This window comes from Advenella sp. EE-W14 (assembly GCF_012923605.1).
GTDB lineage: Bacteria > Pseudomonadota > Gammaproteobacteria > Burkholderiales > Burkholderiaceae_B > Advenella > Advenella alkanexedens.
On sequence record NZ_JAAVNG010000013.1, the window covers coordinates 1 to 22,934 of the forward strand.

Here is a 22,934-nt window from a genome sequence, read left to right on the forward strand (position 1 = left end):
TCTCAATCAGTTAAAATGCGGAGTCACTGATGGAAGACGGTGCTTTTGTTCCGGCCACAGCACATATCTCAATCAGTTAAAATCTACGTTGTCCGCAATGTCCTCGATATGTAGTTCCGGCCACAGCACATATCTCAATCAGTTAAAATACAAAGCCAATAACCATTTGATTTCAAATAAGTTATTGGCTTTGTATTTAACTAATTCCATATTTATTTCAAAATAAATCAAATTGATCTGGTGATTTTTTAGCTGGTTCTTTCACTTTACTCTGGAAAGAAATAATCTTTTCATACTGTTTATCAGTTAATTGCAGTATATTTACTTTACCACCCTTAGGCAACCCTGACTCAATTTTCTTACAGCAGGTTTCTATTTGCTTGGAACTCGAAAAAAAACGCATATACACACTAAATTGCGACATTTCAAACCCCAAATCCAACAGAGCATTCCTGAAATCAGTCGCTGCTTTTCTTTCTGCTTTTTCCATAACAGGAAGATCAAACATTACGATTATCCACATAAGCCTGTATCCTGATAACATAGAAAACCTCAATTCAGGTAAGTGAAATCGGCAAACTTGGTAATGGCAACTCAAGCCTGTCTCTTTCTTTTAACATTACCAATGCCAATGAAGTAGCAAGTTTTTGAGTACAAACGGTTAAGGGAGTAATACCGGCAAGAGTTTGCATATCCTCATACATTGTTCTTACCAGCATTCTTTTGGTTTCCTGGTTAACCTCATTATTTCCAGCTTGGACCAATTGGTAAACCTTTAAATCCACCATTGGCCTGAATGGTTCCATCAAGTCATCTACTAACCTCATGGCATTGCCTGCATTACTATGATACAAGCCAATACTTGGATGTAATCCCGCAGCCACTATAGCTCTAGCAGTGGTAGCACGCAAAACCGTGTAGCCATAATTTAACAATCCGTTAATCTGGGTTTCATCACGATCTCGCCTAAAATCCTTCCCAAATAACAGTGACCAGTATCTTCTTGCTGCCTGCGCCTCAATATTTGTTGAGTCACCACTTTTTATTTTTTTAATCAAAGCCTGTATTGGTATAAAAGGTGCACCAATTACTTCTAGCACACATGCCTGCTGCTCAAGTTTGGATTTAACAATACTGGCCCAGAGTTTTTTCCTTAACGGAACAGATGCTGCAATTTGCGCATCCATTCTTTTTGACTGCTCATAGTTCCCCTCAATAGGCAGTAACATGCCAACGGCATTATGATTTTCAGCACATAAAACAAACGGTGCCCCCATATTTGCCAGTGCGACCAAAATATTATTGGTATAGCTAATGCCATAGGCATTAGCTATTACTGCCGAAATATCATCTAAAGGCACACGGCCAAGCTCCTCACGATCCCCCTCGGTTGAATTGACTTTTAAAAAACCTCGATAAAGAGAAAGATGACGGTTATCTTCTGCAATTTCGACAATTCTACCGAGCATAAGCCTAGTCCTTGAATCCTGGATCGTTTACCTGACCAATGGGTGAAATCGTAATTTTTCTTCCCTGACTTTTCTGAAGAGAGCTTGCTGTCTTTGATATATATCTAAAGGGATCATCTTTATCACGATTTCTCGCATCGACGTTAGACTCCTGGTGAGAAGCCAATAGCATTTGCCCAGATGATTTAATTACAGCTACTCTTAAAGTCATAATAATATCATCATGCATACATCTCAAAATGTCGCCCCTAATTAAGCGCATCACCAATGGCTTACCTGAAATACTTTGCTCTCTATTCCTTAATACTGCATCCCCATGTTTTCTGACAACTTGGTATGCCTCAAACGTTGAAACTATCTCACCGTCCCACTTCCCTTTTTCATTCTTGACTATTTCAAGACAATAGTTGCTGTCCCCCTTATATCCTTTATAAGGGCGTAATGAGCCATCAGGTAAAACGCCATGTCTTTCCCTGGCTTTATTGCTAGTCATTTTGATGACAGCCAGCTTTTCCCTTATGAATTCTTTTTGGCCATTATTATTTTTATGATAACCAACATATCCGTCCTCCAATAAAGAATACGCTGTATCATTGTGCATTCTACCTTCATGGCTATGATCCGGTTTATGACTAACCCAAATATTATTCACAGCACGTTCCACATGCTCACGATAGGTTTTCCATGGAGGAGTCAAATTCTCAACCAAACGCTCCAGCCTCTTTTCTCGGGCCTGTTGATTCGCCCTGGAAAATTGTTGCAGTAAAGACCTGTCAGTAATACCAATAACACATGCATCAACGGCATGATGCCTATGATCATTACGATTTTTTTCACCGTGCAAACCCAAGACGTCATTAAGACCGAACTGGCTTCTTAATCTGGCTGTCATTTGGCCAGGAATCACCCAAGTATTCGGACATATCAATTTGATATATTCACGAGTTAATTTACTTAAATAACGGGTGTCATTCAACGCTCTTGCCAGAAAATCCTTGTCGTTTTTCAACCAAAGTTCATAGCCATCAGGCAGAAAACGATAAGACTTTTCTTTTTTCATGCCTTTTGAACGTTGCACCATTTCATCGTAATTAAAACCGGCAATTTCTTGTGTGCCGAACGCCTCATAAGGTGTTTTATTAGCCTTATATCGATTTGCCAATCTCATACACAAAGTTTTGTTATTCATACCATCATCAAGCGTTCTGGAATAAGGCAGAATATGCTCAATTTCGACCTCAGGGCTAAAAAGCATTGAAGCACTAATTTGCACTCCAGAGTATGGGCACTTTCTGTCCATAGGATCATACGCAAGTTCTTCCCAAAGAATCATTTTTTGGATATCGCTGCGACTCACCCTTTCTTCGCTAATACCCAATATGCCGGCGATTTGTTCACGACGCCTTGCATTGTTTCTCTGATTTTCAGCTTGCTGTTTCCTTTCTTTATCTTTCTGCTCCTTGCTTTGCTTTAAATCCCTGGCTACTTCAACCACCACCTCGGTGGGATGACCATATTTTTTTATCAGGGCGTTCACTACAATCCTGATTTGGTTTAAACCGATATGCACTGTTGGATTGGCAATTTTTCCATATCTTTTTTCTAATGAATCCTCAGGCTTGCCACTGCCAAAGCCAACATGCCTTTCCAGTGGAAGACCGTAATATGGCAGCTCTTCATGCACTTCTCCATCACGCGACTCATCCAACATACTATGATGATCAAAACCAGCCGCTAATACCGCCTTGTCATACGTTATAACTTCCTCTTGCAAGTAAGGCAGGATTCTGCCGATCGCCTCATAAGACAAAGATCCATAACCATCAGGCAAAGCCACTGAAGACAGACTTTCTGCCGTTGCCTCATCAACACCTGTATTATTAATTAACCATTCAATGAGCTTGGCCTCATCCTCTTCGACCAATAACTTCTGAACAATTTCATCTTGTTTGGTGACAGGAAAGGTAAACCAATTATTACCAAAAAAACTTTTCTTAGCCAAAATAGAGGCTGTTTTATTACCATTTAAATCCTGTCTTTTATCATCTTCGATGTTGAATCTGACGGCCCCTGAAAAACCTAATTTTTTACGTATTTGATCAAAAGAACGTTTTTGATTTTTATTTAACTCTTCAACGATTGAATCACGTTGCTGCCTGTTTAATGGAATTAAATTAAATTTTTCATCCAGATAACGTAAATTATTTACCTCTTGATAAATCCTGAATAATTGGACACTTGGCAATGCCAATGGAGCCCTTTCCAATTCTGGCAAAAATGTACAACGCCCAGGCTTAACCGGCTTTAGATTTCGTTGAAAAAGGAGAGTATTTTTCAATAAGGCTTTGTTTGACTCATTAAACAGCACTGGATTCCAGTGTACCTGCGCTTGCCACAGCTGCTCAAATTCATCCTCAATCATTGAGCGGTCAATATACAAATCATAATTTTTTTCTATTTTGTCACGACCATTATCCTGAGCCATTCTGGTCTGACGTAAACGGGCACGTACGGTTTCACCATTCAGCATACGTTTATACAAGTATTCACCTATGGTTCGTGCTTCACTATTTTCAATTTTTTCTTTTACTTTTTTTATAGCTGTTTTCAGTGCACCATTTTCATTCTCATTCTTGTCTGTTTTCCGATTACTTTTAAAACCACGACGCTGATTAATATGAAAAAGCGCTCTGGCAAATTCTGCTGGCGTTAGAGCTTCATCCAACCCCCTTGCCCGTAACTCATAGGGATTCAGTTTTTCCAATTCTTTTCTGGCTTCTGCTGTTGCAGGAAAAAAACCCAATTCAATTAATTGCCCAAGCATTCTGTTTTTTCTTTTCAACAGACGATCACGCCTTCTCCTGGCTGAGCGTGCTTGCCGTCTTGTAACCGCTAAAGAGGTTCCATCCTTTGGATTACGCCCATCTGGAAAGATACGCACACCTGCTTTCATAATTGCAGTAGGTGTATTTGTATCAGAGGCCAATCTTAAAACAGCCCAACCGATCGATGTACTTCCAACATCCAAAGCAAGCCTATAACGTCGTAGTAATGCCATAATTCCCTCAACTTAAAAAAATATTTTGTTATTTTTGTAATTCTATGTTACTATAAAAACCCTTAATTGATTGAGATATGTGCTGTGGACGCTAACAAGCAAATATATGCACAAAATGAAAAGCCGCACATGTGCGGCTTTTACTTTTAATATAAAGAAAATTTTTCACCTAAAAAATCAGGTTTTTTCAGCAATGCAAATCCTAACCATCCGGCTTGGATACAAAATCTCAATCCTCTCCAAATCAAACAACCAGTCATCAAAACACATCATTTCCCAAAACCCGCCTGTGGAAGGGTCTATCAGTTTAGACAAATCTGATTGATCCACCTGTTTGCCAGGTACGCCCTCACCGGGCAACCCTACAACCTCTATCCGCCATGCAGGCCCGGCAAGATCATTATCGGCCCGGTTTACAAACAAGTTGTGATATTCCCGCTGCGAACGCCATTCAAAATTATGCTTGGGTGGCATTGCCTTTCTCCTTAAATTTGTCATTACACTTTATACACACTCTTACATCAATCATAGCACTCAAAAATGAAAACAAGAACGTAAAATTACCCCACCCTCACAACCAACGCCGCACTTTCGCCTTATACGCCAGATATTCCTGCCCAAACAGTTTTTCCATGACTCTTTCCTCGGGAATAATCTGGAAACGGGTGATATACAGTACGTATGCCAGCACACCCAACAAAGCCCATACAGACCCCAGGTAAATGGCCCACGCCAGCAACAACAAAGCCATACCCAGGTACATCGGGTTGCGTGAATACTTATAAATACCCGTACACACCAGGGCCGATGATTTTTCAGGGCTCATGGGGTTCACTGTGGTTTTTGCTTTCCGGAATGAAACAGCCCCCAGAAAATCGCATGCCAGACCAATAAATGCCACGATGGCGGCAATACTCTGGCGTATCAGCGCCCCCTCTTCAACGCTCATGGCCGCCGGGATCAATTGCCACATCACAAGCCCGATGACAATCGCAATGAGTGGTGGAGGAATTCTGGTTTCAAGCTTATTCATAACAATATCCATAAAAACATGTCTGCCCAGGAAAATGGTAACAAAAAACCCGCACCACCATAAGCAGTGCGGGTTTTACAAACAGGTTATTGCCTAAGCAATAAACCGGCTTACATGTTTTCAATCATTACCTGACCAAAGCCAGAGCAGCTAACCTGTGTTGCGCCTTCCAGCAGACGGGCAAAGTCATAGGTTACTTTCTTGGACAGGATAGATTTTTCCATAGAGGAAATGATCAGGTCTGCGGCTTCAGTCCAGCCCATGTGACGCAGCATCATTTCTGCAGACAAGATTTCTGAACCTGGGTTCACGTAGTCTTTACCTGCGTATTTGGGTGCTGTACCGTGAGTGGCTTCAAACATGGCAACAGAGTCGGACAGGTTGGCACCGGGAGCGATACCAATACCACCAACTTGTGCAGCCAATGCGTCAGACACGTAGTCACCGTTCAGGTTCAGTGTGGCAATAACTGAGTACTCGGCAGGACGCAACAGGATTTGTTGCAGGAAGGCGTCAGCGATAGAATCCTTAACGATAATGTCTTTACCGGTTTTAGGATTCTTGAATTTGCACCATGGGCCACCGTCGATCAATTCAGCGCCGAATTCTTTTTGTGCCAGTTCATAGGCCCAGTCACGGAAACCACCTTCGGTGTATTTCATGATGTTGCCTTTATGAACGATGGTAACGCTTGGTTTGTCGTTGTCGATCGCGTATTGGATGGCTTTGCGAACCAGACGCTGTGTACCTTCACGTGATACGGGCTTGATGCCGATACCGGAAGTGTTGGGGAAGCGGATTTTGGTTACGCCCAGTTCATTTTGCAGGAAATCGATCAGTTTTTTGGCTTGATCGGATTCTGCCGGGAATTCGATACCGGCATAGATATCTTCCGAGTTTTCACGGAAAATAACCATGTCTGTTTTTTCGGGCTCACGCACGGGTGAAGGAACACCTTTGAAGTAACGTACGGGACGCAGGCAGACATACAGGTCCAGTTGCTGACGCAGTGCCACGTTCAGTGAGCGAATGCCACCGCCAACGGGTGTGGTCAGAGGGCCTTTGATGGAAACAACGTAATCCTTGACGGCATCCAGGGTTTCTTCTGGCAGCCATACGTCTGGACCGTATACTTTTGTTGATTTTTCACCAGCATACACTTCCATCCAGTGAATTTTACGTTTGCCATCGTAAGCTTTGGCAACTGCAGCATCAACCACTTTCAACATGACTGGTGTGATGTCTGCACCAGTACCGTCACCTTCAATGTAAGGAATGATTGGCTGGTCTGGTACATTCAGAGAGAAATCGGCGTTAACCGTGATTTTTTCGCCCGCTGCCGGGACTTTGATATGTTGATAAGACATGTTGGCTCCGTAACCCACATTAAGACAATTAACCTAAAACCTGCGGCCTGATAGGAGTAAACCGCAAGTCTTATATAAGACTGACATAGTTTAACTGAAAAAATTTAAACCGCCTAAAAACATTGCCATTTTTTCAGAAATATTTCCTGATTCGGACAATTCTGAGGCAAAATAGCATGTAACCTGTTTTTTATCTTCACTATACTTATGTTCAACCCTTCCCGTGACCAGGTCAGAGACTTCTTTATCGATACCTGGCGCAAACACCAGACTAAACAAATCCTGACTCCTCTTGAGTCCATCGCCCTGAACTGGATACAGCAACACCCTGAATATCACGGCGTACTTGAAAACCCCGAATCCAAAAGCAAGGATTTTTCAGTCGACCAGGGTCAGGTCAACCCGTTTTTACATCTGTCCATGCATTTGGCCATTGAAGAGCAAATATCCATTAACAGCCCTCCGGGCCTCAAGGATATCTTCCAGACCCTGGCTGCCGGCAGCAACCCGCACGAGGCCGCTCACGAAATCATGGAGTGTCTGGGAACAGTCATTTGGGAAGCCCAACGCCTGGGTAAACCGTTAGACAACAATCAATATCTGGATTTGTTGCGTCAGCGGGTAAAACGCCATTAACCGGTCCGTCGGCCCTCCCTGGGCTCATCAACCGGCCTGCCAAACACCTTGCCTGTTAGCGCCGGTGGCTTAAACCGCTGGGCAAGGTGGCCAGCCAGGCCGAAATATTCTCAATATCGGTCAGCGTCAGGTTCTGGACCTGCACCATCATAATCGGGTTTTTACGGACATTGGCAGAAGCGGGTGCATTGCGCGCACCACGGGCATAAGCCAGCAGGGCATGCTTCAGGTAATCGCCATGCTGTCCGGCCAGAATGGGATACATGGACGCCAGTGTGGTAACGCCATCGGCACCATGACAGGCCACACACCCTTTTGTCTCAAACGCGACCTTTCCGGCCTTTAAATCGGTGGCCTGCGCAGCCCCCGAAATGACCAGAGCAACTCCTGCCAACATTACATTTACCTGTTTCATGACAGTGTCTCCGACTATTGAATTTGTGCGTAATAGGCTGCCAGATCAAGCATGTCCTGCTCTGACAGGCTATGGGCAATGGCAATCATTGACGGGAAGGTACGGGATCCGGCCTGGTATTCTTTCAGGGCAGCAACAATATATTCAGCATTCTGACCCGCAATCTTGGGAACCGGGTAAACTTCGGGGAAACTGGCCCGGTATCCCTCTATGCCATGACAGCCAATACACATAAATACTTTACCTTTCCCTGCCTCTACATCCCCAACAGGGGCAGCCTGCTGTGCAAATGACTGCGCCCCTGTTGCACAGCCCGCCATGATGGCGAACAAATTTATGGTACGCTTTAACGATTGTTTCGTCATATATGGCTCTTCTTGGTGATTGTTAAGAATTTTAATTAAAAACAACGGATAGAGCTGCGATGGATTGATTTTACGATTTGTACTATCAATTCGGTTTAGTATTAATACTTAATGTATTGAACCCCTATTTTTATGTTGCAGGATGGAAATGAATATACCTATAAACCCTAATGACTCAACAAAATTCTCTGGAACAGACCGTTATATAGCGACGGAAGACCTTAAGCTGGCGGTGAATGCCGCCCTGACTTTACAGCGTCCACTGTTAATCAAGGGTGAACCCGGTACGGGTAAAACCATGCTGGCCGAAGAAGTGGCCCATGCCCTGGGACGCGACTTGCTGCAATGGCATATCAAATCCACAACCAAAGCGCATCAAGGGCTCTACGAATACGATGCCGTCTCCCGCCTGCGTGACTCCCAGCTGGGCGATGAGCGGGTTAAGGATATCCGCAATTACATTAACAAAGGCGTGCTGTGGAAGGCTTTTGAGTCGGAAAAACCCTGCGTTGTCCTGATTGACGAGATTGACAAGGCCGACATCGAGTTCCCCAACGACTTATTGCGCGAACTGGACCAAATGGAGTTTCATGTATACGAAACCCAACAAACCATTGTGGCCAAACACCGCCCCTTGGTCATTATTACCTCAAATAATGAAAAAGAGCTGCCCGATGCCTTCCTGCGCCGATGCTTTTTCCATTACATCCAGTTTCCCGATCGTGCCACGTTAAAAGACATTGTGCATGTGCATTTCCCCGATATCAAGGCCGAAGTCCTGCGTGCCGCCCTGGATCATTTCTTTACCCTTCGCGAAGCGCCCGGCCTGAAAAAGAAACCCTCCACCTCCGAGTTTCTTGACTGGCTGTCACTGCTGATTGCCGAAGATATCAGTGCCGGCAAAATTGATGCCCATGCCGCCACGGCAATACCCATCATGGCAGGTGCCCTCCTGAAAAACGAACAGGACCTGAGCCTGCTGGAACGACTTTCCGCCATGGCGCAAAATATGCGCCGCTCATAAGTCAGGCTACCCATGTTTATCAATTTCTTTTACCACCTTCGCAATCACAAGCTGCCGGTATCTGTCAAAGAATACCTCACCCTGCTTGAGATCTTGCGTGAGCAGGTCATGGCCCCTACCCTGCATGATTTTTATCTGTTGTCACGCATGACACTGGTCAAGGATGAAACGCTGTTTGACCGCTTCGACCAGGCCTTCTCCCTTTTTGCCAAAGGGGTCGAGGCCCAACTGGCCGACAGCAAGGAAATCCCGCTGGAATGGCTGATGAACGAATTGCAGAATTCACTCACGCCAGAAGAAAAAGCGGCCATCGAAAAGCATGGCTGGGAAAAACTCATGGAGCTGTTCAAGCAACGCCTTGAAGAACAGCAGGAACGGCATGCCGGCGGTAACAAATGGATAGGCACAGGAGGCACTTCCGCTTTTGGCAACAGTGGCTATCACCCTGAGGGCATCCGTGTAGGTGGAGAGTCCGCTGGCCATCGCACTGCCGTCAAGGTATGGGATGAGCGCCTGTTCAAGGAATATGATGACCAACAGGAACTGGGCACCCGCAACTTCAAGGTTGCCTTAAGACGCCTGCGCCGCTTTGCCCGCGAAGGAGCGGCCGAAGAGCTCGATCTGGATGACACCATCCGCAGTACGGCCCGCAACGCCGGCTATCTGGACGTCAAAATGATTCCCGAGCGTCATAATAACGTCAAGGTCCTTATGCTGCTTGATGTGGGCGGCAGCATGGATGACCACATCGCCCGCGTTGAAGAACTGTTTTCGGCGGCCAGCAGCGAATTCCATCACCTGGAAGTGTATTATTTCCATAATTGCGTTTACGAACGCGTCTGGCGCTATAACAGTAACGGGCGCCGCAACTACATAGACACCTGGGAGCTGCTGAGAAAATACAATGCCGACTGGCGCCTGATCCTGGTGGGCGATGCCACCATGAGCCCCTACGAAATCATGCACCCGGGCGGCTCGGTAGAGCATTACAACAAGGAAACCGGTGCTGCCTGGCTGCAGCGGCTTCTGGAACACTGGCCCAAATCCATCTGGCTCAATCCCGAACCCACCAGTTATTGGCCTTACCGGCAATCCATCGAACTTATCCGCAATATTGTGCAAGACCGCATGTACGGAGTCACGGTTGCCGGTCTGGAAGAAGGTATGCGGTTCTTGTCCAAATAGCCGCTTATTGTCAACGCAGTATTTGCCTAATCATACAAATAGCCATGAGACAACATCTGCCACTTTCGCCTTACATTACTTTATTACTACTTTCTTTTTTCCTTTTTATGTCATTACCCATTCCCGCCGCAGGCGCCCTCACCCAGCCGGTACAAATCCACAGTATCGAAGGCATTACCGAATACAAACTGGATAACGGTTTACGGGTTCTGCTGGCTCCCGATCAATCCAAACCCACCACCACGGTCAACATGACCTATCTGGTGGGTTCCCGCCACGAACAATACGGGCGTACCGGCATGGCTCACCTGCTTGAGCATTTAATGTTCAGGGGCACGCCCAACACACCCAATGCACTGTCTGAATTTTCCAAACGAGGCTTGCAGGCCAATGGCTCCACCTCGGCAGACCGTACCAACTACTATGCCAGTTTTGCCAGCAACCCTGAAACCCTGAAATGGTATTTGACCTGGCAGGCCGATGCCATGCGTAATGCCTCTATCCAGGAAGAAGACCTGAATGCGGAACGGGGCATTGTCCTGAATGAACTTGAGCGCGGAGAAAACAATCCTTTCCGGAGCCTGACAGAAAAAATGCGTTCAACGGCCTACCAGTGGCACAATTACCGCAACAGCACCATTGGTGCCCGCAGTGATCTTGAAGGCATGCAGGCCAGTGAGCTGCGTGATTTTTACGACCGCTATTACCAGCCCGACAATGCGGTTTTGGTGGTTGCCGGCAAATTTGAGCCCGAGCAAACTCTCAACCTGATCAATGGACTGTTCAGCACCATTCCCAAACCCGAACGCACCCTGACCGAAGCTCCCACGATAGAGCCCCAACAGGACGGCGAGCGCCAGGTTATCCTGGAGCGCAGTGGTGGCATGCCCTTTATTGCCGCCACTTACCATATTCCTGCCGCGTCCAGTGAACAATATATCATGCTGGATATCGCTGCCAGCATTCTGGCCGACAGCCCTTCGGGTCAGCTTTACAAAGCACTGGTGGAAAACAGCCTGGCCACCGGTGTTTTTGGCTTTGCCATGGCACACCATCACCCTGGACTCATCTTTTTTGGCGCCCAGCTGAATGACACCATGGACATCGCCAAAGCGCAGCAAACCCTGCATGAGGTACTTGAGCAAAGTGCCAGGCACCCCATCACCCAAGAGCAGCTGGATCGAGCCAAAAACAATTGGCTGACCCAATGGGATGAGTTGTTTTCCAGTACAGAACAAATGGGTATTGGCCTGTCTGAAGCCATTGCCTCGGGCGACTGGCGACTTTTCTTTCTGGAACGCGACCGGGTCAAGAACCTCACCCTGGAAGATGTCCAACAGGCCATCAACACTTATTTGCTGGCCAGCAACCGCACCAGCGGACTTTACAAACCCGCCGATAATCCGCAACGTGCTCCGTTTGAAACCACGCCCGATATTGCACAATTGTTGAAAGACTATAAAGGTGATCCCTCTTTTACGCAAACGGATGCTTTCGACGCTTCGCCTGAAAATATCGACAAACTGACCCAACGGGACGTGATCCGGTTGCCCAATGGCACCATTAGCACCGCCATGTTGGTCAAGCCCACCAGGGGCAATCGTGTCCAGGCCGATTATAAAATCCAGTTCGCCAATGCCAAGGCTATGGAAAATATGGCCAGCCTGTCCGCGGCCGCGGCTTCGTTACTGGATAATGGCACGGCCACCATGTCGCGTCAGCAAATCCAGGACCGTATCGATGCCCTGCAAGGCAGCATTCATTACGGCATCAGTGGCAACCGCTTGATGGTATCCCTTTCCACCCATAAAAAGCATTTCCCGGAGTTGCTGCAACTCAGCCTTGAACTCATCCAACAGGCCAGCTACCCGCTCAAAGAAGTGGATGAGTACAAGGAACGGGTTATCACGTCGATTCGAAACGCCATGACCGAACCTGGGGCACTGGCCAATAATATCCTGAGTCGCCACAGCAATATCTGGCCCAAAGGGGATGTCCGTTATGTCCCCACGTATGAAGAATTGATCGAAAACATCCAGGCCATCAAACCCGAAGCACTTCGTGAATTCCAAAGCAACTTCTTTGGTGCGGGTGATATTGATATTGCCGTGGTGGGCGACTTTGACCCGCTGCAAATCAGGCAAATTCTTGAAAATGGCCTGAAAGACTGGAAACAGGCGCCCCGCTATGAACGCATAGACACGCCCTACCATGCCGTCAAACCCGAGACGTTCACGATTGAGACACCCGACAAGTCCAATGCCGTTTATATGGCCAGATTGCCGATAGAAATGCAAAATGACGACCCGGATTATCCGGCTCTGTTCATGGCCAACTATCTGCTGGGTGCTACGGAAACGTCCCGCCTCTGGACCCGTATCCGCACCCAGGAAGGGATGTCTTACAGTATCCGCAGTTCATTGAATATTTCCTCTTTCGAGCCTTCCGGTACATGGGCATTGCAAGCCATTTATTCGCCCACCGAAAAAGAGCGGCTCAAGTCCCTGATTGATGAAACCATTCAGAAAACCCTGAAGGATGGCTTTACCGAAGAGGAACTGGCCGATGGCATCCGTTCAGTCCTAAACCTGCGTTCACTGGCCCGCTCACAAGATAGCGTCCTGTCTTCGACCTGGCTGAAATACCTGTCACTGGACCGCACCTTTGAATGGAACCGGAAGTTTGAGGAGTCCCTTCAAAAGCTGACCACGGCAGATGTCCTCCAGGCCATGAAAACCTATCTGAAGCCGGAAAACATATCTGAAGCTTTTGCCGGTGATTTTTTGGGTAAGGCTGACTAACCCGGTACGGGGCAAACCCCGTTCCATGGCCCCCTTACCCAAAGGGGGCTTACGGCACATATTGATAAAAAAAATGCACGTTATAAAACGTGCATTTTTTATTAAAAGCTGATGTTTTCTTTACCGCTGACTAACTGAAAAACTTCTTGACCCGATCAGTCCAGGACTTGTTCTGGGGTGAGTGACGGTCTCCACCATCTTTCAGCGCCGCCTCAAATTTACGCAACAGCTCTTTCTGCTCTTCATTCAGACGTACCGGTGTTTCTACAATCACGTGACAATACAAATCGCCCGGATAATTGGAACGAACGCCTTTGATCCCTTTGCCACGCAAACGGAAAGTCTTGCCGGTTTGTGTACCCTCAGGAATGGTAATTTCACCTTTGCCCCCCAAAGTGGGTACTTCAAGGTTTCCACCCAGGGTTGCCGTCACAAAAGGTAGCGGCACCTGGCAGTGCAGGTCATCACCATCACGCTCAAAAATACTGTGTTCCTTAAGGTGAATCTCAACATACAAATCACCTGGAGGCCCACCATTGACACCTGGCTCACCATTGCCCGCCGAACGGATGCGCATACCTTCATCAATACCGGCAGGAATCTTGACCTGCAGGGTTTTGTTCTTGCGTTTGCGGCCTACCCCATCACATGATGTGCAGGGATCCTTGATTTCCTGACCCGAACCATGACAGGTGGGACATGTTTGCTGGACGCTGAAAAAGCCCTGCTGCATGCGAACCGCACCACTGCCGCCACACGTATGACAGGTGGTTGGCTTGGTACCTGGCTTGGCGCCCGTGCCATGGCAAACTTCACAGTTCTCCCAGCTGGGCACACGTATTTCGGTATCGAAGCCTTTGGCGGCCTGTTCAAGGGTAATCTCAAGACTGTAACGCAAATCGGCTCCCCGGTAGACTTGCGGGCCACCGCCACGACGACCGCCCCCAAAGATGTCTCCGAAAATATCACCGAACACATCTCCAAAGTTGCCGGCACCGGCCCCCATTCCTGCATTGGGATCTACACCTGCATGGCCATAGCGATCATACGCTTCCCGTTTCTCGGGATCTGAAAGCATCTCATAGGCTTCCTTGATCTCTTTGAATTTATCTTCGGCCTCTTTGCTATCCGGATTGCGGTCAGGATGGTACTTCATTGCCAGCTTGCGGTAAGCCTTCTTGATTTCCTCATCCGTGGCGTTTTTGGCGACACCCAGAGATTCATAATAATCACGCTTTGCCATTATTTATACGCCTTTATAACTCTTTAACAAATTTCATAGATTTAAAAACAATACCCGGTTAAGCCTTTTAAGACAGAAACCGGGTATTCAGCTCACATTGAGGTGATCACTTATGCGTCACGCTTGACTTCTTTAAAGTCGGCATCAACCACATTCTCATCTGCGGGCTGGGCTGCTTCAGCCTGACCTGCCTGGGCCTGCATGTCTGCATACATTTTTTCACCCAGTTTCTGGGAAGCGGTCATGAGCGCTTCTGTCTTGGCGTCAATCGCTGCCTTGTCACCATCCTGCAGTGTTGCCTCAAGGTCTTTGATCGCTGTTTCGATGGCTTCTTTTTCAGATGCTTCCAGCTTGTCACCGTATTCAGTCAATGACTTGCGTGTTGAGTGAATCAGGGCATCAGCCTGGTTGCGTGCCTGTGCCAACTCAGCAATACGATGATCCTCTTCGGCATTGGCTTCCGCATCTTTAACCATGCGCTCAATTTCTTCCTCAGACAAACCAGAGTTGGCTTTAATGGTAATTTTGTTTTCTTTACCAGTGCCTTTATCTTTGGCAGAAACGTGCAGAATACCGTTGGCATCGATATCGAACGTGACTTCAATTTGTGGAACACCACGAGGTGCTGGTGGAATGCCTTCCAGATTGAACTCACCCAGTGCCTTGTTACCCGCAGCGATTTCACGTTCTCCCTGAAACACCTTAATGGTTACTGCTGGCTGGTTATCGTCGGCAGTAGAGAAAACCTGAGAAAAACGGGTAGGAATCGTGGTGTTTTTCTGGATCATCTTGGTCATGACACCACCCATGGTCTCGATACCCAGAGACAATGGGGTAACGTCGAGCAACAACACGTCTGTACGATCGCCTGACAATACGGAACCCTGGATAGCTGCACCGGCAGCAACCGCTTCATCGGGGTTGACGTCTTTACGTGGTTCTTTACCAAAGAACTCTTTGACCTTTTCCTGCACTTTAGGCATACGGGTCATACCACCCACCAGAATCACGTCATCAATGTCGCTAACCTTGACACCGGCATCCTTGATGGCAACACGGCATGGTTCAATCGTGCGGTTGATCAGCTCTTCAACCAGTGCTTCAAGTTTGGCACGGGTGATTTTCAGGTTCAGGTGTTTCGGACCGGAAGCATCTGCCGTAATGTAAGGCAGGTTGATTTCGGTTTGTGCGGTTGAAGACAGTTCGATCTTGGCTTTCTCGGCAGCTTCTTTCAGGCGCTGCAACGCAAGCACGTCTTTGGACAGATCGACGCCCTGCTCTTTTTTGAACTCTTCAATAATGTAATCGATGATGCGTTGGTCAAAGTCTTCACCACCCAGGAATGTATCACCGTTGGTGGACAGTACTTCAAACTGCTTTTCGCCGTCCATGTCAGCGATTTCAATGATGGAAACGTCGAAAGTACCACCGCCCAGGTCATAAACCGCGATTTTACGATCGCCTTTTTCAGCCTTGTCCATACCGAAAGCCAGTGCGGCAGCGGTAGGTTCGTTAATAATGCGCTTGACATCAAGACCGGCGATGCGACCCGCATCTTTGGTGGCCTGACGCTGGCTGTCATTGAAATAGGCAGGCACGGTAATAACCGCCTCGGTGACTTCTTCACCCAGGTAGTCTTCGGCCGTTTTTTTCATTTTACGCAATACTTCTGCGGAAATTTGGGGAGGCGCCATTTTTTTACCTTGCGCTTCCACCCATGCATCACCGTTATCGGCCTTGATAATGCTGTAAGGCATCAGGTCGATATCTTTTTGCACTGCGCTTTCGTCAAATTTGCGACCAATTAAACGTTTGACCGCAAACAACGTGTTTTTAGGGTTGGTGACTGCCTGACGTTTTGCTGGTGCGCCAACCAGTGTTTCACCATCGTCCATGTAGGCGATGATGGAAGGTGTGGTACGTGCACCTTCAGCGTTTTCAATAACCCTGACTTTATCACCGTCAAGGACGGCCACACAGCTGTTGGTTGTACCCAAGTCAATACCAATAATTTTGCCCATTATGCTTACCTTAATAATAGCTAATCTGAAATTTTGTAAAAATCCTGTTTTAATAATTTAAAACAGGATTGTTGGATACCTTCAATATGGGGATACAAAAACCGTTTTCAAGATCCGTAACGTATTTTTTTTATCGCCTTTTTACTGCCAACCGGTTTATTGCTTACCGGCTGAAACCATGACCAGCGCCGGACGCAATACGCGCTCGGAAATCGTATAGCCTTTTTGCAAGGACTGCAAAATACAATTGGCTTCGACCTCTTCGGATGGTACGGAGGAAATGGCCTGATGCAGGTTGGGATTAAATTTATCTCCAACGGCAGGTGCCACTTCTTTGAGATGATTGCGCTCGAAAGCCTGGGTTAGCTGACGCAAGGTGCTTTCCACTCCTTCCCTGAGCGCTTCCATTGTCTGGTTTTCAAGCGCCAGGGCGGCTTCCAGACTGTCTTTTACCGGAACCAGGCTTTCCGCAAAACTTTCGGTACTGAATTTACGTGCCTTGGCCACTTCTTCCTGAGAGCGGCGGCGGATATTTTCCACTTCGGCACGGGCACGCAAAAGTTCATCATGATATTGGCTAACCTTGGCTTCAAGTTCCGAATATTTCTCGGCCAGATTTTCTTCCATCAGTACGGTTTCTTCCAAGGTATCCTCTTGGCTTGCATCAGCTTGCTGCTCAACTTCTGGATTTTGCGGCTGTTCCGGATTTTGTGAGTTTTGAGGATTATTCTCTTGTGACATTCGGTTCTCCAAACATGGGTTTATATTCAATGCACCCTAGATTGAGGCAAATTCCGGTATTTCAAGAGGGGGTTTTCATAAAAAACGCCCGCACCCAAAACGTCCAAACCCAGCCAATGAGCGCCAGGCAGGGTCTATGGTTAGCGTATTGGACCTGACAGCGTTGGGCACCAGCCTTGCAGGTGACGCTTGACAATCCCGTCCAAACCATTCATCCACTCGTCGTCACTATTCAGGCAAGGAATATATCTGAACTGTTCGCCACCGGCTTGCTTGAAGGCGCTGGCACATTCAAGCTGGATTTCCTCCAGGGTTTCAAGGCAATCGGCCACAAAACCCGGACACATGACATCAACCCGCTTGACCCCTTGGGCGGGATAAGACTCAAGGGTGTCCTGTGTTGCCGGACCAAGCCATTTTTGCGCCCCGAAGCGGCTTTGAAAACTGAAGTCCAGTTCAACACCCTCATCGGCAAGCGCCTGTTTTAACAGATGAACCGTTCCCTCACAATCTTTGTAATAAGGATCTCCCTGATCGACACTGCTCTGTGGCAGACCATGAAAACTGAGCAATAGACGCTGCGGCTTGCCGTTCTCCTGCCAAAAAGCCCTGATCTTGGCAAGGAGCGCCATGATATAGCCGGGCTCATTGTAAAAACGCTTAATGAAGCGAAACTCGGGCTGATCACGAAAACCGGCCACGATACGGGCGATTTGATCCAGAATGGTAGCGGTGGTACTGGCTGCATATTGTGGATACATGGGCACCACCAGGATACGCTCACATTGTTGCTGACGCAGGCTTTCCATGGCCGTTTCCAGTGAAGGCCGGCCATAACGCATGGCCAGCTCCACGGGTATGTCCAGATCCTGGCGTGCAAAACCTTCGGCAAGCCGTCGGGCCTGGGCCTGACTGTAAACCAGCAAGGGCGAGCCGCCTTCCATCCAGACCTGCTGGTACTTATGCACCAGTTTTCTGGCGCGAAACGGAAGAATCGCCCCTCTTAAAATGGGTTGCCACAGCAAAGACGGCAGTTCGACCACCCGCTTGTCAGAAAGGAATTCAGCCAGATAGCGACGAATATCCGCAGCTGCGTAAGAAGAAGGAGTACCCAGATTAACCAGCAATACACCCGCTTTCATATCCTGATGGGGTTGGTTGACGATATTGTTCTGATCACGCTTTTTTTCAGGTTCAGGTATATTCTGCATAAAGTTATGGTTCTTAGTACTGGCTTAAGGCGTTGGATAGTAACCGGGCGGTTATATCGACAATGGGGATTACTCGATCATAGGACATTCTGCTGGGGCCGATCACCCCCAATGTGCCAATGATTTTACCATCGACCCCATAGGGAGCAGTTATGACCGAGACATTTTCCATAGGCACCAACCGGGAGTCACCGCCAATATAAATCTGGACGCCTTGTGAGCGGCTTGAAATATCGAGCAATTGGATCAATTCGCTTTTTTGCTCGAATAAATCAAACATTTTGCGCAAATAATTCATGTCAGCCGTCATGTCCGTCACATCCAGCAAACGACGTTCGCCCGAAATAAGTACGGTATCTTGTTCTGAAGTATCGGTGCCGGCATCTACCGCGGCCTGCATCAGCTGTGAAATATCCTCTTTCAGTTTCGCCAGTTCACGGGCCAGTTCAGTACGAACCACGTCAAAAGACTTGCCGGAAAAATGCTGGTTGAAAAAGTTGCCGGCCTCTAGCAGTTCTTGTTCGGCATAATCGCGGGTCGCGGAAATAATCCGGTTTTGCACATCACCATCGGGCGTAACAATAATTAGCAAGATGCGTTTTTCGGACAGGCGGATAAATTCGATATGACGAAAAACCTGGGAACGCTGCGGTGTTAAAACCACACCGGCAAACTGGGTCAAATTGGACACCAGCTCGGCCGCGGCATTCATGGCCTTGCCCGGAGAAGCGTGCAACAGGGCATCCTTGATTTCACTATTGATGTTTTCTGGCGACAAGGTCTGATAATGGCGAACAGCCAGCAGACGGTCTACAAACATACGGTAGCCCTTGGGCGTTGGCACCCGTCCTGCCGACGTATACGGACTTTGGATCAGACCCAGCTCTTCAAGGTCTGCCATGACATTGCGAATTGTGGCCGGAGAAAGCTCAAAGCGCTTTGACAGCGTGCGCGACCCGACCGGTTGCCCATCCTCGATATATTGTTCAATTAAAGCTTTCAGTAAAGCACTAGCGCGTTCATCCATATTGCGATATCTTATAAATTCACACTTACATGTATGATATTTTTTACCAGCGACACATTCGTAGTATTCAGGAACATGCTGAAATTACGGTCAAGATGTCGTAATATCCACATTTCACCTTATTGTATATTGTTTTTGACATGCATTTTTCAACCGTCGCACTAATTGGCCGATATCAGGATTCCGGTATGGATGCTCCCTTGCGGGCATTGTCAGAAGTCCTGACAAAGGCCGGGCGTTCCGTTCTGATAGAAAAAGAGACCGCCACCAATACAGGAGTCGCTGAACTGCCTGTTGCGACCATTGAAGAAATTGGCAGGCAGGCTGACCTGGTGATTGTGATGGGTGGAGACGGAACCATGCTGGGCGCCGCCCGCCAACTGGCCCCCTACGGTATTCCGCTCATTGGCATCAACCATGGCCGCCTGGGTTTCATTACAGACATACCGCTTCAAAACGCCCTGCAAGCCATCCAGTCCGTCCTGGACGGGCATTTCTCCCTGGAATCCCGCACGCTCCTTGAAGCCTCGGTGGTTCGGGATGGGCAAACCTTAACCACGGCACTGGCCCTGAATGATGTCGTCCTGAACCGCTCGGGCCGTAGCGGCATGATTGAAATCAGCGTGGAACTTGACGGCGAATTCATGTACAAGCAACGTGCTGACGGCCTGATTATTGCCACCCCAACCGGCTCGACCGCCTATTCCTTAAGCGCCAATGGCCCCATTTTGCACCCTGGTGTCAGTGCTTTCCTGCTGGTGCCGGTTGCCCCACAAACATTGTCCAATCGCCCCATTGTGATTCCAACCAGTGGCACCCTGAAACTTACGCTCACTGAAATCGGGCGTGCCGAAACGGGTGCCAGCGTGCACTTTGACATGCAAACCTGGTCAAACCTTCAATTGGGCGACCAGATTATCGTAAAAAAAGCCCAACACCAGATTCAGTTTTTGCACCCCAAAGGCCTTAGCTTTTTCTCAACCCTGCGCAAAAAACTGCACTGGAACATCATGCCCGAGTCTTGAAGACAAGGTTACACTCACTCATGCTGCATTCATTACACATTCGCGATTTTGTCATTGTTGATCAGGTGGATCTGCACTTTGACCAAGGTTTTACCGTTTTTTCAGGCGAGACCGGTGCCGGCAAATCCATCCTGATTGATGCGTTGGCGCTGGCACTTGGTGGCAGGGCCGAAACCTATTCCATTCGTGAGGGCGCCGATAAAACCGATATCAGCGCGGTTTTCGACTGCCCGGACTCCCTGCGTGACTGGCTGCAAGAGCAGGAAATGGATGACTCCGAGCTGGTGCTGCGCCGGGTGTTTGACCGCTCGGGTAAAAGCCGGGCGTTTATCAATGGCGTTCCCGCCAACCTTGCACAATTACGCAGCATCGGTCAACACCTGGTAGACATCCACGGCCAGCACGCCCACCAAAGCCTGCTTAAAAACAGTGCCCAACGCGAATTACTCGATGCGCATGCCGACAATAACCGCCTGCTGCAAACGCTTGCACAACAATGGAAAGCATGGCAAAGCGACATTCGCCAGTACAAGGAATCACAGGAAAACGCCGCCCAGCAAAACCTTGAGCGCGAACGTCTTGAATGGCAACTTCAGGAAATTGCCAAATTGCAATTGGGTAAGAATGAATGGGAAAACGTCAGTACCGAACACAACCGTCTGGCACATGCCTCTTCCCTGCTGGAAGGCGCCACACAAACCCTGAATACCCTGGATGGCGAAGAGCAGTCACTGATATCCGAACTGAACAGCGCCACCCAGCGTATTGCTCAATTACTTAAAAACGATCCGGCCCTGCAAGGCGTTTACGATGCCCTGGAGTCGGCCCGGATTGCCTGCGTTGAAGCCGCATCCGACCTGAACAGTTACCTGGACAAAGTGGATCTTGATCCTTTACGCCTGGCCGAGCTGGAAACCCGCATGCGCAATATTTTTGACACGGCCCACAAATTCAGGGTAGAACCCGAGCAACTGCACGCTCTTGAGCAAGAGCTTGAGGTCAAACTTGCCCATTTCAATAAAATCAGCAATCTTGAAGAACTGGAAAAAAGCATAGCGCAACGTAAGGCCGCCTATATGGAAACCGCCCAGGAACTTTCAAAGGCCCGCAAAAAAACCGCCTCCACGCTTGGCAAGGAAGTGACCCAGGCCATGCAAAGCCTTGCGATGCAAGGCGGTGTCTTCGAGATCCATCTGCAAAAAGCAGAACCTGGCCCACACGGCCTGGAACAGGTTGAGTTCAATGTTGCCGGCCATGCCGGTACAACACCGCGCCCTTTAGCCAAGGTAGCATCGGGTGGAGAACTGGCCCGTATTTCCCTTGCCCTGTCAGTGATGGCCAACAAGGCAGGCAGGGTTCCCACCCTGATCTTTGATGAAGTGGATACCGGTATTGGCGGCGCGGTGGCCGAAGTGGTCGGAAAACTGTTACGTGAGCTGGGTAGCCGTCATCAGGTGCTGTGTGTCACACACCTGCCACAGGTGGCTGCCTGCGCCCAACAGCACTTTCAGGTTCAGAAAAACCAGAAAAACAAAACAACACATTCGGAAATTGTTTTACTGGATGAGCAGGAAAGAATCAATGAAGTTGCCCGCATGCTGGGTGGCGTCACAATTACTGAAACCACCCGTGAGCACGCAAGGGAAATGCTGAATATTCAGGTTTGAGCCCTGTTCCGTAAAGGGGAAGGCCCAACGTTATTTCAAATGGTTCTTGGAAGGGTGCCTGGACTCGCAGTCGGCGCAGGTACCATACAAAACCATCGAATGGCTCTCAAGATTAAAATTATAGTCTTTGGCAATTTTGTATTGCCGTTTCTCAATTTCAGGGTCGGTAAATTCATCTACTTTCCCGCAAACGGAACAGACCAGGTGATCGTGATGATCACCGTCGTCAAGCTCGAAGACAGCCTTGCCGTTATCGAACTGGCTACGCGTTAAAATACCGGCCTGTTCAAATTGAGTCAGCACACGATAAACCGTGGCAAGGCCAATATCGACATTTTCATTAATCAATAAACGGTAAACGTCTTCGGCACTTAAGTGGCGAGCTTCTGATTTACGGAAAATATCCAAAATCTTAAGGCGCGGAAAAGTTGCCTTAAGGCCCATGTTTTTCAATTCGGTTTGATCGTTGACTTGATCGTTCATATCACCCACACTAAATCATGCTGACCCAGCATCATAGTCAAATTTAGCCACAAAGAAAGCGCTTAATGAATAAATTTCCAAATATTTCAGTGCAATCAATCCTATAATTGCCCAGAACTATTATCATAACACTTTTAAATGTCCAAAATTATCATAGGATATT

20 protein-coding genes are annotated in these 22,934 nt (G+C 47.9%); 6 read left to right on the forward strand and 14 right to left on the reverse strand.

What is annotated here, in order from left to right; translation table 11 throughout:
• Positions 1–217: 217 nt before the first annotated feature.
• The 6 genes from cas2 to icd form a co-directional block, all read right to left on the reverse strand.
• On the reverse strand, positions 218–544 hold the full coding sequence (gene cas2, locus HCX92_RS12375) for a CRISPR-associated endonuclease Cas2 (protein WP_211182396.1): 327 nt from the start codon (positions 542–544) through the stop codon (positions 218–220).
• Positions 545–557: 13 nt separating this feature from the next.
• Entirely contained in the window at positions 558–1,469 is a 912-nt protein-coding gene (gene cas1 / locus HCX92_RS12380; RefSeq protein WP_169295276.1) for a type II CRISPR-associated endonuclease Cas1, read from the reverse strand.
• 4 nt (positions 1,470–1,473) lie between these two features.
• Positions 1,474–4,527, reverse strand: a complete 3,054-nt coding sequence (gene cas9 / locus HCX92_RS12385) for a type II CRISPR RNA-guided endonuclease Cas9 (RefSeq protein ID WP_169295277.1) — start codon at positions 4,525–4,527, stop codon at positions 1,474–1,476.
• Between the two features lie 177 nt (positions 4,528–4,704).
• Positions 4,705–5,001: a hypothetical protein gene (locus HCX92_RS12390; protein WP_169295278.1), complete on the reverse strand. Its 297-nt coding sequence runs from the start codon at positions 4,999–5,001 to the stop codon at positions 4,705–4,707.
• Between the two features lie 97 nt (positions 5,002–5,098).
• Entirely contained in the window at positions 5,099–5,560 is a 462-nt protein-coding gene (locus HCX92_RS12395) for an isoprenylcysteine carboxylmethyltransferase family protein (RefSeq protein WP_169295279.1), read from the reverse strand.
• A 110-nt stretch (positions 5,561–5,670) separates the two neighbouring features.
• On the reverse strand, positions 5,671–6,927 hold the full coding sequence (icd, locus tag HCX92_RS12400; RefSeq protein ID WP_169295280.1) for an NADP-dependent isocitrate dehydrogenase: 1,257 nt from the start codon (positions 6,925–6,927) through the stop codon (positions 5,671–5,673).
• A gap of 207 nt (positions 6,928–7,134) precedes the next feature.
• Between icd and HCX92_RS12405 the strand changes: the two genes are divergently transcribed.
• Complete coding sequence (locus tag HCX92_RS12405) at positions 7,135–7,563, forward strand: DUF1841 family protein (protein WP_169295281.1); 429 nt, start codon at positions 7,135–7,137, stop codon at positions 7,561–7,563.
• A 55-nt stretch (positions 7,564–7,618) separates the two neighbouring features.
• Here HCX92_RS12405 and HCX92_RS12410 read toward each other — a convergent pair whose 3' ends face one another.
• Both HCX92_RS12410 and HCX92_RS12415 read right to left on the reverse strand, forming a co-directional pair.
• On the reverse strand, positions 7,619–7,978 hold the full coding sequence (locus HCX92_RS12410; RefSeq protein ID WP_169295282.1) for a c-type cytochrome: 360 nt from the start codon (positions 7,976–7,978) through the stop codon (positions 7,619–7,621).
• A 14-nt stretch (positions 7,979–7,992) separates the two neighbouring features.
• Complete coding sequence (locus tag HCX92_RS12415; protein WP_169295283.1) at positions 7,993–8,343, reverse strand: c-type cytochrome; 351 nt, start codon at positions 8,341–8,343, stop codon at positions 7,993–7,995.
• Between the two features lie 148 nt (positions 8,344–8,491).
• Between HCX92_RS12415 and HCX92_RS12420 the strand changes: the two genes are divergently transcribed.
• The 3 genes from HCX92_RS12420 (at position 8,492) to HCX92_RS12430 (ending at position 13,353) form a co-directional block, all read left to right on the forward strand.
• Positions 8,492–9,367, forward strand: a complete 876-nt coding sequence (locus HCX92_RS12420) for a MoxR family ATPase (RefSeq protein ID WP_246587452.1) — start codon at positions 8,492–8,494, stop codon at positions 9,365–9,367.
• 12 nt (positions 9,368–9,379) lie between these two features.
• Entirely contained in the window at positions 9,380–10,552 is a 1,173-nt protein-coding gene (locus tag HCX92_RS12425; protein WP_169295285.1) for a VWA domain-containing protein, read from the forward strand.
• 107 nt (positions 10,553–10,659) lie between these two features.
• Positions 10,660–13,353: a pitrilysin family protein gene (locus tag HCX92_RS12430; RefSeq protein WP_248290057.1), complete on the forward strand. Its 2,694-nt coding sequence runs from the start codon at positions 10,660–10,662 to the stop codon at positions 13,351–13,353.
• Between the two features lie 130 nt (positions 13,354–13,483).
• On the opposite strand, the gene dnaJ is transcribed toward HCX92_RS12430, so the two are convergent.
• The 5 genes from dnaJ to hrcA all read right to left on the reverse strand — a co-directional run bounded on the left by dnaJ (position 13,484) and on the right by hrcA (position 19,596).
• A complete protein-coding gene (dnaJ, locus tag HCX92_RS12435; protein ID WP_169295287.1) occupies positions 13,484–14,596 on the reverse strand; it encodes a molecular chaperone DnaJ in 1,113 nt (370 codons plus the stop codon).
• Positions 14,597–14,706: 110 nt separating this feature from the next.
• Entirely contained in the window at positions 14,707–16,617 is a 1,911-nt protein-coding gene (dnaK, locus tag HCX92_RS12440; protein ID WP_169295288.1) for a molecular chaperone DnaK, read from the reverse strand.
• A 156-nt stretch (positions 16,618–16,773) separates the two neighbouring features.
• On the reverse strand, positions 16,774–17,358 hold the full coding sequence (gene grpE, locus HCX92_RS12445) for a nucleotide exchange factor GrpE (RefSeq protein ID WP_169295289.1): 585 nt from the start codon (positions 17,356–17,358) through the stop codon (positions 16,774–16,776).
• Positions 17,359–17,498: 140 nt separating this feature from the next.
• Positions 17,499–18,569, reverse strand: coding sequence for a ferrochelatase (gene hemH / locus HCX92_RS12450; protein ID WP_246587450.1), 1,071 nt, complete (start codon positions 18,567–18,569; stop codon positions 17,499–17,501).
• Positions 18,570–18,582: 13 nt separating this feature from the next.
• Positions 18,583–19,596: a heat-inducible transcriptional repressor HrcA gene (hrcA, locus tag HCX92_RS12455; protein WP_169295290.1), complete on the reverse strand. Its 1,014-nt coding sequence runs from the start codon at positions 19,594–19,596 to the stop codon at positions 18,583–18,585.
• A gap of 140 nt (positions 19,597–19,736) precedes the next feature.
• On the opposite strand from hrcA, the gene HCX92_RS12460 reads away from it, so the two are divergent.
• Both HCX92_RS12460 and recN read left to right on the forward strand, forming a co-directional pair.
• A complete protein-coding gene (locus tag HCX92_RS12460) occupies positions 19,737–20,621 on the forward strand; it encodes an NAD kinase (protein ID WP_169295291.1) in 885 nt (294 codons plus the stop codon).
• 20 nt (positions 20,622–20,641) lie between these two features.
• Positions 20,642–22,288 (forward strand): DNA repair protein RecN, encoded by a 1,647-nt coding sequence (gene recN, locus HCX92_RS12465; protein ID WP_169295292.1) that lies wholly within the window; start codon positions 20,642–20,644, stop codon positions 22,286–22,288.
• Between the two features lie 30 nt (positions 22,289–22,318).
• Here recN and fur read toward each other — a convergent pair whose 3' ends face one another.
• The gene (gene fur / locus HCX92_RS12470) at positions 22,319–22,771 is read right to left on the reverse strand and encodes a ferric iron uptake transcriptional regulator (RefSeq protein WP_169295293.1); all 453 of its coding nucleotides are present in this window, start codon (positions 22,769–22,771) and stop codon (positions 22,319–22,321) included.
• Positions 22,772–22,934 lie beyond the last annotated feature (163 nt).